At 46.8% G+C, this 15,062-nt stretch carries 14 protein-coding genes; 9 read left to right on the top strand and 5 right to left on the bottom strand.

What is annotated here, in order from left to right; translation table 11 throughout:
- Positions 1-58 precede the first annotated feature (58 nt).
- Both ACW9JV_RS18115 and ACW9JV_RS18110 read left to right on the top strand, forming a co-directional pair.
- Positions 59-508 carry a tripartite tricarboxylate transporter TctB family protein gene (locus ACW9JV_RS18115; RefSeq protein WP_457337050.1) on the top strand — a complete coding sequence of 150 codons (450 nt, stop codon included), beginning with the start codon at positions 59-61 and terminating at the stop codon, positions 506-508.
- 33 nt (positions 509-541) lie between these two features.
- Positions 542-2,035, top strand: a complete 1,494-nt coding sequence (locus tag ACW9JV_RS18110) for a tripartite tricarboxylate transporter permease (RefSeq protein ID WP_457337048.1) — start codon at positions 542-544, stop codon at positions 2,033-2,035.
- A 281-nt stretch (positions 2,036-2,316) separates the two neighbouring features.
- On the opposite strand, the gene ACW9JV_RS18105 is transcribed toward ACW9JV_RS18110, so the two are convergent.
- Entirely contained in the window at positions 2,317-3,303 is a 987-nt protein-coding gene (locus ACW9JV_RS18105; protein ID WP_457337046.1) for an aldo/keto reductase, read from the bottom strand.
- Positions 3,304-3,566: 263 nt separating this feature from the next.
- On the opposite strand from ACW9JV_RS18105, the gene ACW9JV_RS18100 reads away from it, so the two are divergent.
- The 3 genes from ACW9JV_RS18100 to abc-f all read left to right on the top strand — a co-directional run bounded on the left by ACW9JV_RS18100 (position 3,567) and on the right by abc-f (position 8,485).
- Positions 3,567-5,255 carry a SulP family inorganic anion transporter gene (locus tag ACW9JV_RS18100; protein WP_457337044.1) on the top strand — a complete coding sequence of 563 codons (1,689 nt, stop codon included), beginning with the start codon at positions 3,567-3,569 and terminating at the stop codon, positions 5,253-5,255.
- 23 nt (positions 5,256-5,278) lie between these two features.
- Positions 5,279-6,454, top strand: a complete 1,176-nt coding sequence (locus ACW9JV_RS18095; RefSeq protein WP_457337042.1) for an ROK family transcriptional regulator — start codon at positions 5,279-5,281, stop codon at positions 6,452-6,454.
- A 453-nt stretch (positions 6,455-6,907) separates the two neighbouring features.
- Positions 6,908-8,485: a ribosomal protection-like ABC-F family protein gene (abc-f, locus tag ACW9JV_RS18090; RefSeq protein ID WP_457337040.1), complete on the top strand. Its 1,578-nt coding sequence runs from the start codon at positions 6,908-6,910 to the stop codon at positions 8,483-8,485.
- A gap of 363 nt (positions 8,486-8,848) precedes the next feature.
- On the opposite strand, the gene ACW9JV_RS18085 is transcribed toward abc-f, so the two are convergent.
- The gene (locus ACW9JV_RS18085; protein WP_457337038.1) at positions 8,849-9,736 is read right to left on the bottom strand and encodes a fructose bisphosphate aldolase; all 888 of its coding nucleotides are present in this window, start codon (positions 9,734-9,736) and stop codon (positions 8,849-8,851) included.
- Positions 9,737-10,008: 272 nt separating this feature from the next.
- Between ACW9JV_RS18085 and ACW9JV_RS18080 the strand changes: the two genes are divergently transcribed.
- The 4 genes from ACW9JV_RS18080 to rpsN all read left to right on the top strand — a co-directional run bounded on the left by ACW9JV_RS18080 (position 10,009) and on the right by rpsN (position 13,668).
- Positions 10,009-10,887, top strand: a complete 879-nt coding sequence (locus ACW9JV_RS18080) for a DMT family transporter (protein WP_457337036.1) — start codon at positions 10,009-10,011, stop codon at positions 10,885-10,887.
- Between the two features lie 152 nt (positions 10,888-11,039).
- Entirely contained in the window at positions 11,040-12,161 is a 1,122-nt protein-coding gene (locus ACW9JV_RS18075) for a metal ABC transporter solute-binding protein, Zn/Mn family (RefSeq protein ID WP_457337034.1), read from the top strand.
- Between the two features lie 30 nt (positions 12,162-12,191).
- Positions 12,192-13,379 carry a GTP-binding protein gene (locus ACW9JV_RS18070; protein WP_457337032.1) on the top strand — a complete coding sequence of 396 codons (1,188 nt, stop codon included), beginning with the start codon at positions 12,192-12,194 and terminating at the stop codon, positions 13,377-13,379.
- A 19-nt stretch (positions 13,380-13,398) separates the two neighbouring features.
- Positions 13,399-13,668 carry a 30S ribosomal protein S14 gene (gene rpsN / locus ACW9JV_RS18065; protein ID WP_457337030.1) on the top strand — a complete coding sequence of 90 codons (270 nt, stop codon included), beginning with the start codon at positions 13,399-13,401 and terminating at the stop codon, positions 13,666-13,668.
- Between the two features lie 13 nt (positions 13,669-13,681).
- On the opposite strand, the gene ACW9JV_RS18060 is transcribed toward rpsN, so the two are convergent.
- From ACW9JV_RS18060 to ACW9JV_RS18050, 3 genes are all read right to left on the bottom strand, one after another.
- Entirely contained in the window at positions 13,682-14,107 is a 426-nt protein-coding gene (locus ACW9JV_RS18060; RefSeq protein ID WP_457337028.1) for a DUF4870 domain-containing protein, read from the bottom strand.
- Between the two features lie 59 nt (positions 14,108-14,166).
- The gene (locus tag ACW9JV_RS18055) at positions 14,167-14,643 is read right to left on the bottom strand and encodes a hypothetical protein (protein WP_457337026.1); all 477 of its coding nucleotides are present in this window, start codon (positions 14,641-14,643) and stop codon (positions 14,167-14,169) included.
- Positions 14,644-14,747: 104 nt separating this feature from the next.
- Positions 14,748-15,044, bottom strand: a complete 297-nt coding sequence (locus ACW9JV_RS18050; protein ID WP_457337024.1) for an MGMT family protein — start codon at positions 15,042-15,044, stop codon at positions 14,748-14,750.
- Between the last annotated feature and the right edge of the window lie 18 nt (positions 15,045-15,062).

Here is a 15,062-nt window from a genome sequence, read left to right as displayed (position 1 = left end):
ACGAGCAAAATGCCTGCTTTCGGTAGAACACCATACAGATATGGAAAGAGGTGAGTAAATGGTTATTAATAAAAATATTGTGAGCGGCGTTTTTTTTGTCATGTTATCAATTGGTTTATTGATTCTACTACCTTTTCAGATTGAAAACAAAGGTACACAGGGATTATCAGCACGTACACTGCCATCGGCTGCATTGGGTTTGATGCTTGTTTTCAGTCTACTATTTTTAATTAAAAGTATAACTAAAAATAAGCAGGATACGTCTGCGGATGTGGAACTAACAATTTATTGGAGAAAAGAACTGAAAGTACTGGGCTTATTTGCACTTATTGGTCTGTATATTTCCAGTCTCCCTTTTATTGGATATTTGCCCGCTTCGTTTTTGATGAGCGTGATTGTCCTGTGGTACTTAAAAGCGAAGAACAAGTGGTATTATGCAGCAGCCATCGCACTAGTCGTTGTAATTTATTACGTTTTTACTGTGCTTCTTAATATTCAACTCCCTTAATTAAGGATCTTCATATAAGAAAGGGGCCCTTAAATGATAATGGAAATGACAGCAGGCCTTCAGGAATTGTTTACCTGGAATGTGCTGATCTTTTTAAACATAGGTGTGTTCCTAGGAATAATTATTGGAGCCATTCCCGGCCTGGGTGTGATGTTGGCAATTGCTGTATTGCTTCCGGTTACGTTTAATCTGGATGCAGTTCCAGGTATTGTTATGTTACTGGGAATTTATTGTGCTGGAACTTACGGTGGTTCAATCTCTGCTATTTTATTAAATGCCCCAGGAACCCCTGCTGCTGCAGCTACATTGTTGGATGGTTATTCCCTTTTTCAACGAGGAGAAGCAAAAAAAGCTTTATTGATGTCCTTGATAGCTTCTGTAGCCGCAGGTGTTATTAGTGCAATGATATTGATCGGTGCAGCTCCGCAGTTAGCTAAGGTAACGATGATGTTCGGTGCTCCAGAGTATTTTTCACTGGCAGTTTTCGGATTGTCGATTATTGCAAGTGTGGCAGGAAAGGATATATTAAAAGGGTTAATTGGTGGATGCTTAGGCTTACTAATTTCAACAATAGGTTTGGATCCAGCTACTGCTGTACCGCGTTTTACGTTTGACCAAACTCAACTTGTCGGCGGCATTGCTCTTATTCCGGCGTTAATAGGCTTATTTGCTTTTTCGGAAGTATTGAATAAGGTGAATAAATCGTCTTTCGAAACAACGAATAGCAGAAGTTCAAAATTAAGGGAAAGCAAATTAAGTCGAAGGGAATTAAAAAAAAGTTCAAAAACGATAGTAAAGTCTTCTTTGATCGGAACAATAATTGGCATCATTCCAGGAACTGGTGGTACAACCGGAGCGTTTATCAGTCATAACGAAGCAAAACGAAGTTCCAAAAATCCTGAGGGTTATGGGCAGGGGGAAATCGATGGGGTAGCAGCTGCTGAAGCTGGAAATAATGGAGTAACAGGGGCCACGTTAATACCACTGTTAACTTTAGGAATACCCGGAGATGGGGCAACAGCGGTTTTGCTTGGTGCTTTTATGATGAATGGATTAACTCCTGGTCCTGCCTTATTTGAAGAAGAAGGGACAATTATTTATACAGTCATGTTTGGGCTTTTATTAGTGAATCTTTTTATGTTTCTGCAAGGCAGGCTTCTTATTACTCAATTTTCAAGAATTTCACAATTGGATGATAGTTTTTTGGCACCACTGTTGGTATTGACATGCACTGCTGGTGTTTTTGCCGAATCAAATAGCATTTTTCATGTGAATATCGCGTTAGCCTTTGGTCTGCTTGCCTATCTTTTGATCAAATTTGGCTTCTCCCCAATTCCAGTGTTGCTTGGACTTGTATTAGGCCCGATTCTTGAAAGTAATCTAATTCGTGCTATGACAATATCAGAAGGCGATCCTACTGTATTTATTACACGTCCCATTAGTTTATTTTTCCTTCTGTTTACAGTCGCAGCTATAGTGATTGTCGGTTTATCAAATAGGGAAACTAAAGGTTCTCAGAAAGGATGAAGGTTATGACTTTAAGTGTTTGCACTACAAATATAGATTTGCATTTTGGATTCGAGGAATTAACAAAGGTTTCTGCATTTTGGGGAGTACATGAGGATGAGGTTATGGAGCAACATTGTTTAGGGTTATGTTTTATGTGTCAACAGTACCCTTTGGCCTGGAAAGATCATAAAATTCATATAGGGTAAATGCCTCGCGAACTAAAAAATTGGAGAAATTTTCATTGTGTACCTTTGATTTGATAAAAAAACCGCGTTCGGTCAGAACGCGGTTTTCACTGTTCAGGTGCTGATAGGAAGCGGTGCCTCCGGGGAGACGATTTCCTGCTCCCTCAGCTCGTGCCAGAAGGCATCGGGAATGTCGGCGTGTAACGCCGCTTTGTTTTCCTGAATCCGTTCAGGACGTGTGGTTCCCGGGATAACCGCGGCAACGGCTGGATGGGCGGCGGAGAACTGCAGAGCGGCTGCAATGAGATCCACGTCGTGATGTTCGGCAATCTTATTCATGCGGTCCACCCTGGATGTTACTTCTGACGGGGCTTTGCCGTATTCATAGTGAGAACCGCCGGCGATAATGCCGGAACCATACGGAGCTCCGACCACGATACTCATCCCTTGCTGTTCGGCGGCCGGCATGAGACGCTGCAGAGCATGTTCGTGATCCAGGAGTGTGTAGCGGGTGGCCTGCAGGCTGATATCCGGATTGGCATTCTCCAGGTCGAGGGCCAGTTCAATCGGCTCGGTCCGGTTCACGCCGATGCCCCAGGACTTGATAACCCCTTCCCTGCGGAGCCGCTCCAGTTCCGGGAACGCGCCGTTTCTAGCTTCATCAAACCGGCTGATCCACTCGTCCCCGTGAAAATCCGGAGAAATGTCATGAACGTAGATGAAGTCAATCCGGTCGGTCTGCAGACGTTCCAGACTCTGTTCGATCGAGCGCCGTGTTCCTTCCGCGCTGTAATCGTCAATGACTTTATTTTTACGGCCGTCTTTGAACAAACCTTCTTTTTCCTCTGTTTCGTCTGTAATATATCGTCCGACTTTGGTGCTCAGCACGTAATCGTCACGATTGTGTTTGGCGAGCACTTCGCCGAGCCGTAATTCAGCAAGACCTGCGCCGTAAAACGGGGCCGTATCAAAGTAGCGGATACCATTGTCCCAGGCTGCTTCCACGACCGCTTTCGCTTCCTTTTCCGGAATGTCTCTGTACATGTTACCTAACGGAGCGGTGCCGAATCCAAGTTTTCCTTCCTGTTTCAAATCTATCATACGTCTGCCTCCTTCTAGATTAAAGACTTGTTCCATCATGTACGGAAGAACCCTTTCCCTACAAACGAACTGCTTAAAAGAAGTTCCTGTTTTGTAGTAACCGTTTCTGCATGATTGTAAACATCTGTAAGCGGATACGTTGAAAATTCGGGAGCTGCAGCAACTCTTGCTCTTTCACGAAAAATTAAGTATAGTGGTGTTACAACACTTTTATCCAAAATGGATAAAAACGAATGTTAAGTATTAGAGGAGAGGGGGATAACATGTCTAAGCTGCCTGTATTGAATCTGCCGCAGAACTATGACCGGTATGCATTAAAACAGGATATGACAGCCGGGCTGACCGTTTTTATCATGCTGGTGCCGCAGGCAATGGCCTATGCGATGCTGGCCGGTGTGCCGCCGGTTATGGGGTTATATGCTTCCACGATTCCCGTTGTCCTATTCGCCTTGTTAGGTTCGTCCAGGAAGTTCGCTGTCGGACCGGTTGCGCTGGCATCGATTCTCATTTTTTCCGGTGTATCCCTGCAAGCTGAGCCGCAGAGTGCAGAGTATATTAGTCTGGTTCTTTTGCTGACATTGATGACCGGCGTCATGCAATTTGTATTGGGGTTGGTGAATGCAGGGGCGTTCGTTAAATTTATTTCCCAGAATGTTATCAACGGTTTTACATCGGCTGTAGCGTTCACAATCGGGTTCAGTCAGCTTGGTAGTTTTCTCGGCATTGAGATGCCGAACCAAAGCCGGATTCTGCCTTTATTATCGGGGCTCGTTCAAAACATTCCCCATGTTCACCTGCCGACGGCTGTAATAGGAGTGGTGAGCCTCTTTGTCTTAACCGTTTTCAGGAAACGGACGAAACTGCCGCTTCCGTTATTTGTCGTTACCTTGAGCATTGTGATCGTTTTCTTTTTTCGGTTGGACGAGGAAGGGGTGCGGATCGTCGGGGAAGTGCCGCAGGGTTTTCCCGGACTTACGCTGCCGTCTTTGGATGTATCTGCCATGCAGGTACTGTTTCCCACTGCTTTAACAATTGCTTTAATGTCGATGATGGAATCCCTCTCGATTACAAAGACACTTGCCGGCAGAGACAGCCCACCGTTGAATGTAAATAAGGAGCTGCGTGCGCTAGGTCTCTCTAATATAGCAGGATCTCTTTTCTCGGCTTATGCGGTTTCGGGCAGTTTCTCCCGCAGCGCGGTGAACCACGGGGCAGGAGCTGTAACGCAGGTGGCGATGATCATTACGGCGCTCGGCGTGGGGTTGACCTTGTTTTTTTTCACGCCATTGTTTTATTACCTGCCGCAGACCGTATTGGCCGCGATCATTCTTTCTGCCGTGGCCGGACTGATCAATGTTCCGTCCTTAAGATATGCATTCCGTATTAAACCGGCGGACGGATGGGTATGGGTCGTTACCTTTGCAGCTACGTTACTGGCCGGCATTCAATGGGGATTGTTAATCGGTGTAGGCGTGTCCCTCTGTATTCTTATTAACCGCATCTCCCATCCCCATATTGTAGAAGAAGGATGGGATGAAAAAAGTAAAAGCTATCGTGACATGAAGCGCTTCCCGCAGGCAGAACGTGTTCCGGGAAAAGTTCTGCTTCGTATCGATGCCAGAATTCATTTCTCCAATGTCAGTCATATCGAGAAAGTGGTGGAATCGGCCATTATCGAAGCAGAAGAGACCATGGATCGTCTGCATGATGTGGTCGTTGACATGGGCGGGGTGAATGACATAGATACGGCTGGAATAGAGGCCCTGGAAAGGCTTATACGCAAATATAAGTCGCGTGGAAACCTAAACGTCTGGTTTGTCCAGTTAAAGGGACCTGTTCGGGATTTACTGCAGCGGGCCGGCTGGGATGAGCGTTTCCCCGACGTCATGAGCTATCTGCCGCTCGATGAGTTTTTGAAGAAAAAACAGGGTCCGGACGATTTTATGATATAACCCCGATAAAGGAGCCAGTTCACGTGATCGAAGCATTGCTGCGCCGGCATTCCGCTAAATTTCAAGGAATGAAGGAAATATACCGTGTCATTCACCAGGAACCGCTCATTACCAAAGCTGAGCTGCTGGAGCGGACTAATATGAAGCAGACGACCGCCGTTCGTCATCTGGAGGAGTTGAAGGAATACGGCCTGATCCGTATTGCCTCCTATGAGGAATCTTCCGGAGGACGGCCGCCCGCCCTTTATGCCATCGAGCCGGATGCGGCCTTCATCATCGGCATCGCCCTTTCCCGTGTAGAGACGACTGTTACTATTGTAAATATGTCGTTTCAGCCTGTCTCGGGCAGAACTTTTTCCATGACAGAAAAGCATACTCCCGCTTACACGATTTCCTTACTGAAAGAAACTATCTCTTCGCTGTTAAACGATTATCATATAGATATGAAACATATATTAGGGATCGGTATCGGAACCGTCGGACCGCTGGACCGCGAAAGAGGGGTCATGTATCCGGAAGGGTTTACGGCCTCGGGCTGGGATGAAGTTGCGATTGTGGAAAAAATGAAAGAAGCATTCCCAACGGAGATTTTTCTCGAAAACGGGGCAAACACCGCAGCGTTGTATGAATCGACGCGTGCACAGGATAACCATAAGACCATTCTTTATTGCATCAGCGGCTGGGGGCTCCGCTGCGGGGTGCTGGTAAACGGCACTATCATGCAGAGCCGGAAAGGAGATGCCAGCTCGTTTGGAGAAATGATCATTGATGCTTCAACCGGCAGAACCCTGTCGTCCTGCATGTCCTATCACCATCTAGCAGAAGAAGCACGGCGGCTGATCCAGGCAGGGGAGATGCCGCTGCCTGAGCAGATTGGAAATAAAAATGACATCATGGAGCATGTCCTGAATGAGCTGAAAAAAGGCAATCCAGAGGTGGAAAACATAGTACTGGCGTCTGCCTATTATTACGGAATCGGCCTGGCCAATATGGTAAACGTTCTCCACCCGGAAGTCGTGGTGTTGAACAGTGACCTGATGAAACATTATCCCGCTTATTATACGAAAGTGGTACAAACAGCGGAGGCATTCATTTTCCAGGCAGATCAGCAGCGCCCTTCTTTTCAGCCGGCAGAAGATAACGTAAATCCTACCTCTGTTGGAGCATGTGTCCTCGCCTTTCATTTAAAGTTTTCATGATACTCTAATGACCCGGGAAGGGCACGCACCGGCTGAACGAGCCCCCTGCTTACATTTAGGGCACAGTTTCGAACGAAAAAGTATTTGGTACTCTCTCCGGTCTCGTTCTCTCATTTTTGAATAGTCGTTGACTTGGTGCAGGAGAAAATATAAGATAAACCTATACTTAAACGAAAAAGGAGATGAACTGTAGGCTCATGAAGTACTAATCCTATTTCACTTTTACGGAGCAGATGAATGACGTGCAGGCATCAACCTTCCGCCGGGAAGGTGTGTTTTGCATGGATATTCATCACCGTTCGGAATAGGGTTGGTGGATACATGTATGCTGCAGTTATCCCAATACAGGTATACCCCCTGTTCCGAACGTTTGTACACGGAAACAGGGGGCTGTTTTTATGGGCGGAATGCCTAAATGACGGTCTTCATCATTCTGAACAGGGAGATGAGTTCATGTCATTGATTCATTTGCAGGATCTCCGCATGGAAGTCAAAGAACGCACGTTATTTACCATCCATCAGTTAAGTATTCACCAGGGGGATAAAATTGGACTGGTAGGGCAGAACGGTTCCGGAAAGTCTTCCCTTCTTGCACTTATTGCGGGCGGTATAGAACCTTCATCCGGTACAGTGATCAGGAAGGCTTCTGTTTCGATGGTACCGCAGTTAAAACCCCGGCTTTTATATAAAAGCGGAGGGGAAATATCGCAGACGGTTTTTCAGGAGGTATTTGCTGAAGAACCGGAAATTCTGCTTGCGGATGAGCCGACCACCCATCTTGATACTGGTAATGTAGAAAAGCTGGAGCAGAAACTGAAGCAGCGGAGGAAAGCATTCATTCTTGTTTCTCATGACCGTACGTTTCTTGATGCTCTCTGCACGCAGATCTGGGAAATAGAGGATGGAAAGATTAGGGTTTTTACCGGTGGTTATACCGATTATGAAGAACAAAAAGAAGCAGAGAGAAGACATCACGAAAAAGAATATGAAAAATACATCGATACAAAAAAACAACTGGAAGAAGCGCTCCGTCAAAAAGAACAAAAGGCGCAGAAAGCGGTAAAAAAACCGAAGAGTATTTCAGCATCCGAAGCAAGGATGGCGAAGCCCCATTTTGCTAAAAAGCAGAAGAAAATTAACCAGCAAGCTAACACTATTCAAACCCGTCTGAATCAATTGGAAGAAGTAAAAAAGATAAAAGAACTTCCGCCGATTAACATGCAGGTGATTGAGGAAAAATCTCTTTATCATCGGTCGATCATACGAGGTTGGAACGTGGAAGGGCGCGCCGGAGAAAAACTCTTATGGGACGCTTTTGATTTTTCCATCAGAGGGGGTGACAAAGTCGCTCTTATCGGCCCCAACGGAAGTGGGAAAACAACATTTCTGCGTATGATTTTAAGATCGGAGGGAGGGGTTCAGGCTGTACCAGCTGTAACTTTCGGTTATTTCAGTCAGATGCTTGAAGTTCTGGAGGAAGAGCAGTCTATCTTCGACAATGTGCGCCAAACATCTTTTCAAGATCAGACGATGATCCGAACGGTGCTCGGCCGGCTCGGTTTCTTTCAGGATGATGCTTTTAAATTTGTGAGGGATTTAAGCGGAGGAGAACGGGTGAAAGCAGCTTTTGCCAAGCTGTTTGTCAGCGGAGCAAATGTCCTGATTCTGGATGAGCCGACAAATTACCTCGATATCAGAGCGCTTGAAGCGCTGGAATCTCTGCTTCAGGATTATTCAGGTACTGTACTGTTTGTTTCCCATGACAGACGTTTTCTTGAAAAGACGGCAACGAAAATTTTTGCGATTCACGACCAGCGTATCACTGTATTTGATGGATCGTATCAGGAGTATCTACGTGCCGAACCAGAGGCGGACTATAACCCGCTTCAGGATGAGCTGTTAATGGTGGAAACAAGAATTTCCGATGTATTAGGACGTTTAAGTATCACCCCATCCGAAGCTTTGGACAAGGAACTTCAACAGCTTCTGCAGCGGAAAAACGATCTAAAACGGCAGTTGGGAAAGCACTGATATTTTGCAGGACACAAGTGCTCTTATAAGAAGTGGTAAGAGATAAAACCGAGGCACCGGCACCCGGCACCCGGCACCCACTAGCTGCTTGAGCGGTGCATTTAGTGTCCACGGAGGCTGTGTTTGTGGACACTAAGTTGCTCACACGGGCGGTTACCGGCTTCGAATGTCCGCTAACAGCCATTATTGCCTCCCATGGGCGCCGTAGTGTCCGCGAAGTATCATTTGGCGGATACTAATTCTTCATTTCAGGCTGTTAGTGGGAACGGTCGGGAGGAGCGAAGCACCTTTTTTAAAAAATAAAAAAGCTCCCGATAATCTTTCTAATCATCGGGAGCTTTTTCATTTTACTGTACGATCCACTTACGTAATGGAAGCGTCATAGATGGAATTAACGGCATTTCCAAGCTGGTTGTTGAATTCTTCCTCGGACTGGTTTACGTTCAGATCCTGTGTCAGCGCACGGGAGAAGCTTGCAATCAGACCGTTGTTTTCCGCGAGTTTGCGGTTGGCTTCTTCAATTTCGTACCCGCCGGAAAGGGCGACCACACGCACAACATTCGGATGCTCGATGAGCTCTTTATAGGTGTTAGCCACGGTTGGAATAGTAAGCTTCAGCATGACGAGTTCATCTTCGCCGAGCTGGTTGAGGTGCTTAAGAATTTCTTCTTTAAGCAGTTCTTCGCATTTGACTTTATCTGTACTGTTAATGTCTACTTCTGGTTCAATGATCGGCACGAGGTCGGCATTGACAATCTTCTGACCGATTTCAAACTGCTGGTCCACCACTTCTTTGATGGCTTCCGGGTTCGGCTCTTTAATGACCGAGCGCATTTTCGTACCGAAAACATTACGCTCGTTAGCCCGCTTGAGCTTGTCCTCCAGGTCATTGATCGGCTTCATCTTCTGAACGCCGTTTTCTTCAGCATCAAGTCCGTTATCGACTTTCAGGAACGGAACAACGCCTTTTTTATCCCAGAGGTAATCTGCTGTATACAGCCCTTCGATTTCGCGGTCCATTGTTTGTTCGAAAAGGATGGCGCCGATAATCTGCTCGGAGTCAAAAGGAGGGGCGGTAATAATGCGGGTCCGCATCTCATGGACCAGATCAAACATTTCGTCTTCGCCTGAATACTGATCTTCGGTCACGCCGTAGAGAGCCAGTGCTTTAGGGGTGCTGCCGCCGCTTTGGTCAAGTGCGGCAATGAAACCTTTTCCATTTTTCATCTGTTCCAAGTGTTTCTCGTTCATGTACGTAACACTCCTTTATAATAGTAAAATAGCTGATACGGATACTCGCACATATATACTATATCATGATTATGGGGGTGTACTGTAGTCTGAAATATATTGAATACGCTTACTTTTTGTTTCTTTTAAGAATAAAGCGTATCCAAAACAGATTCCTTTCCATTTCAGCGTCTTTGTATTAACATTGTCTATCGGCAGGTGTGGAAATTTCTTATGAATGGAAACCTGCTTTGAGGAATGATGGTTTGCTGAAAAAAGGAGAGGAACAATAAATGTCTGACCGCAATAAAGGAATTATATTATTACTCGTTTCTGCATTGGGCTTTTCCCTTATGGGGGCTTTTGTGAAACTCTCCGGAGATCTGCCGACCATGCAGAAGGCGTTTTTCCGCAATATTGTAGCGGCCGCTATCACGCTTGGCTTTGTTCTGCACCATAAAGAACGGATTTTCGGAAAAAAGGAAAACCAGAAGGTGCTGTTATGGCGTTCCGCACTCGGTGCAGCCGGGATCGTTCTTAACTTTTATGCAATTGACCATCTGGTGTTATCGGATGCGGAGATGCTGAACAAACTAAGCCCGTTTATTCTGATTATCTTCTCTGCGGTTTTTCTGAAAGAAAGTGCCCGACGATATCAGATGATTGCGGTTCTGATCGCATTTGCCGGCGCTCTGTTTATTATTCAGCCGGAATTTTCCGTGGAAGTGCTGCCTTATATTGCCGGGGTGCTAGGTGCTGTGTTTGCAGCAGGAGCCTATACCCTGCTTCGTGTGCTTGGCAGCCGGGAAAAGCATTATACCGTGGTTTTTTATTTTTCCTTTTTTACAACGATTATCCTGCTGCCGTATTTGATTGTGAATTATGAGCCGATGAACGGGAAGCAATGGACGCTGCTGCTGCTGGCCGGAGCCTGCGCGACGATCGGGCAGTTCGGTATTACCCTTGCGTATAAATTCGCACCGGCGAGTGAAATATCCATTTTCTTTTATTCGACGGTTGTGTACTCGGCCCTGCTGAGTATTATATTGTTCGATCAGGTTCCCACGCTCTTCAGCGTTATTGGTTATGTCGTGATTTTCGGAGCGTCTTTTTACATGTTCCTGAAAAACAACCGGCTGGATAAGGCGGAAGCATCAAAGAAAGCGGATTAAATAACGTAGAAGGAGTTCCTTTTTCCAGCATGGGAAGAGGGCTCTTTTTTTATTTAATAAATAAGAATAATTATTATTTACAAATCGTAACCTTTCCGATATAATGAATCAATGTAAATCGTAATTATTACGAATTGGAAGGGGTACATACAATGAAATACCGGTTTATCCTTCGTTTTCTGATCGTCTCGGCCATTATGATGATGGCCGCGTGCGGCGGAGGTCAGGAAGAGCAAAACGCGCCACAAAATGATACCGGCAATGAAGCAGATGAAAGCAGCACGCAGGAACCTTTGCAGATTTACACCACGTTGTTCGCCTGGGAGGATTTTACTGAAAAAATAGGCGGGGGGCAGGTGGAAGTAACCAATATTGTTCCTGCCGGCGCGGATCTGCATAGTTTTGAACCTACCAGTCAAACGATGATCGATATAGCGGAGTCGGATTTATTCATCATGAATGGTGCGGGAATGGAAGGTTTTGCTGAGGCAGTGAATGAAACGATGGACGAAGAAGGGATTCCGTCGCTTGAGGTCACGAATGATATGGAGCTTCTTGAATTCGATGAAGGACATCAACATTCCCACGAACATTCCGGTGACAGTGGAGGACACGACCATGCCGGAGAGGACAGTGGACCTTCCCATTCCCACGGCAGTGTTGATCCTCATGCGTGGCTGGATCCTGTGCGGGCACAGGAAGCTGCAGACAGTATTAAAAACCAGCTGATCGAGCTGCGTCCGGAACAGGAAGATTATTTCGAAGAAAATGCTTCAGAACTGAAAAACAGGTTATCCGATCTGGATGAGGAGTTTTCACAGCTTGCCGAATCAGCAGGACATAACCGCTTCATTGTCTCCCATGCAGCATACGGATACTGGGAAGACCGGTACGGGCTGGAGCAGATCAGCGTATCAGGACTTGCTCCATCATCGGAACCATCCCAGAAAGCACTGCAGAATATCATTCGTACTATTGAATCTGAAGGCATTGAACATGTCATGTTTGAACAGAACGTCACCTCAAAAGTGACGGAAGTGATACAGGAAGAAGCAGGAGCAAAAGCATTACACCTTCATAACCTTTCTGTGCGTACAGAGGAAGAAATTCAGAATAATGAAGGTTATTTTGATTTGATGCAGCAGAATATAGACAATCTCAGAACGGCTCTGGAAGCTGCAGCGGCAAATCAGGCAGGCAGTACAGAAGAGCACGGTTCCGGTGAAGACAGTCATGACCACAGCCACGATCACAGTCATGACCATAACCATTAAAGAAATTCTGAAATGCAGGGAGGTGCAGGAATGAGAAAAGTTCCTGTTACCGTACTGAGCGGGTACCTCGGTGCGGGAAAAACGACGATGTTGAACCATGTGTTAAACAACCGGAAGGGTCTGAAAACGGCAGTCATCGTCAACGACATGAGTGAAGTCAATGTGGATGCCGGCATCATTGAAAACGGAGGTTTCAAGAGGACCGAGGAAAAAATGGTGGAGATGTCCAACGGCTGCATCTGCTGCACTCTCCGCGAAGATCTGCTCGTAGAAGTACAGCGGCTGGCCGAGCAAGGGGATATCGACTATATCATCATCGAATCTTCGGGTATCAGTGAGCCTATACCGGTGGCGCAGACATTCAGCTATATCGATGAAGAAATGGGAATCGACCTTACCCAGTACTGTGAACTGGACACGATGGTAACGGTCGTGGACGCGAATCGTTTCTGGGAGGATTTCTCTTCAGGAGAATCACTCCTGGATCGGAAACAGGAAGCGGTCGAAGAGGACGAAAGACAAGTCGTCGATCTCTTAATCGATCAGGTTGAGTTCTGTGACGTCATGGTGGTAAACAAAATCGATATGGTCCCTGCGGAAAAAAGGGACCAGCTGATTGCGTTTCTCCGCAAGCTGCAGCCGGAAGCAAATCTCATTGAAACCAGTTACGGAAACGTTGAGCTGCATGACATTCTCGGCACCGGTCTGTTTGAATTTGAGAAAGCCAGTGAATCGGCGGGATGGCTGCAGGAACTGGAGCAGGAGGAACACACTCCGGAAACCGAAGAGTACGGCATCAGCTCTTTTGTCTACCGGCGCCGGATCCCTTTTCATACCGAGCGGCTGAAGCAGTGGTTCGAACAGTACCCGAAAGAAATCGCGCGGGCAAAAGGGATTGCATGGCTGTCCACGTACCATTCAAAGGCTTTTATGCTCTCCCAGGCCGCTTCCTCTATTACGCTGGAATCCGTCACATATTGGGTGGCAGCACTGCCGTTGGCGGAAAAAGGCGAAATCCTGAAGGAACAGCCGGAAGTGAAGGAAGAACTGGACGTCCACCCTTATGGAGACCGTAAAACAGAACTAGTGTTTATAGGCGTCGATCTGGACGCGGACTATATCGAACGGACACTGGATGAGTGCCTCATTCAACCAAGTGAAATGGAAGAATGGCGCGAATCCTTTGAAGAAGAAAAGCAGAAAATTCCAGGTATCTAAAAAAGGAGGAGACGAAACGATGGCTAAAAAATCAAAGATAGCCAGAGAAAAACAGAGACAGAAGACGGTTGAAAAATATGCGGCACTACGCAAAGAACTGAAAGAAAAAGGCGACTACGAGGCGCTGAAAAAGCTCCCGCGTGATGCGTCGCCGACACGGCTCCACAACCGCTGTGAAGTCACCGGGCGTCCACATGGATATATACGCAAATTCGGTCTGTCCCGCATTGCGTTCAGGGATCTTGCCCATAAAGGACAGCTTCCCGGCGTGAAAAAATCGAGCTGGTAACAGGAAGACCCGGCTATTTAATAAACCGGATCAACAGCGGGACACGGTGCCACTGACCGGTCAGCGCAAACACTATCAGCACAATGAGGAGAGCTGTAAGGAGAAGCAGTGCCATCCCGATGAAAAAGACGGAAAGCATACCGCCCAAAGCAAAAAGAACCTGCAGAACAGCCAATTGGTCCGGCAGCCAGCCGGGCCATTCTCCTATGGAGGAGGCGGCAAACTGAAGGAGCGCCAGCCCAATTACATAGATATGTATACTCGCCGTAAGGTTTACGTTTTGGGCGGCATGTTTTTCTACAAAAGAAGAGGTATGTCTCAGCATTCGGTAAAGAATGTAAGCGATGAGAATGGTCAGAAGCGGAAGCGGAAGCAGCAGGGTTACGGCGTAAATGGCCGCGGCAGTCAACCGGTCCTGTGTCGGTATGGATGATGACATGGAATGCTCCTTTTTTTACAGAATGTCAGGTCAATAACGATCCGGCTTCCTTTATGGTCTTATCCCAGTTCATGCATATCTTTTCGTAAAAACCGGATCGCAAACGGTACCCGGGTCCACTTCCCGAATAAGACGAAAAGGACAAGAAGGACAAGGGTCACATAGAACACGGTCTGCACGAGCAGCAGAAAAAAAAGAGAAGACATACCGCCGCCTAAAAAAAGCAGGAATTGCATGATCGGCTGCTCCGATAACCACTGCTGGACAGATTCCGGGCTGAGGGTCCGGTTCATAAGAAAAAGAACGAGACGCATCAGCCCCATGATAAGGTAATAACTGAGAAGAACATTGGCGCTTTGTCGTAAATGATGAAACGCGTAACGGGAGCGTGTTCGGAAAAAGAAATATAGTCCGAGAATAATAGAAAGGGCTATAAAGCCCTTCACAGAGAAAAGCGAATTTGCTCCGGCAATAAGCGGAATCCCGTAACCGGCAGCTGCGATCCCCCGTTCTGTTAAGGGAGGCTGTAGATTCATAGAGACACTTCTTTCCATCCATAGCTTGTTTCCATAATGACACAATTTTACTATTGAGGTAGGGTGTTAGAAAACGGAAAAGAACAGGGCGGCGTTGATCTCATTTATCGTTCCCACTGATAATCCTCCATGCGGACTCTGCCTTTGTGGTCGAATGCGACCCCTTCGTTTTCCAGAAGGGTCCGCTGTTCCAAAAATCCGGGGGCGGTATCACCAGTCTGTTTCACCACGCGGTGGGCGGGAAGCTCTCTTTCCGGCGGTGATTGACGCATGGCCCATCCTACCACCCGGGCATTGTGGGGCTGCTCCAGCATCCGGGCAATCTGGGAGTAGCTTGCCACCCTTCCCTTGGGAATATCTTCTACGATCCTGTATACCTGTTCAAAAAAGCCACTTCCCACTCAGCATCCACTCCTTTC

The sequence above is a fragment of the Salibacterium sp. K-3 genome, from assembly GCF_054052005.1.
Note: the sequence above shows the minus strand (reverse complement) of the source record. Positions and strands in the feature narration are given on the sequence as shown.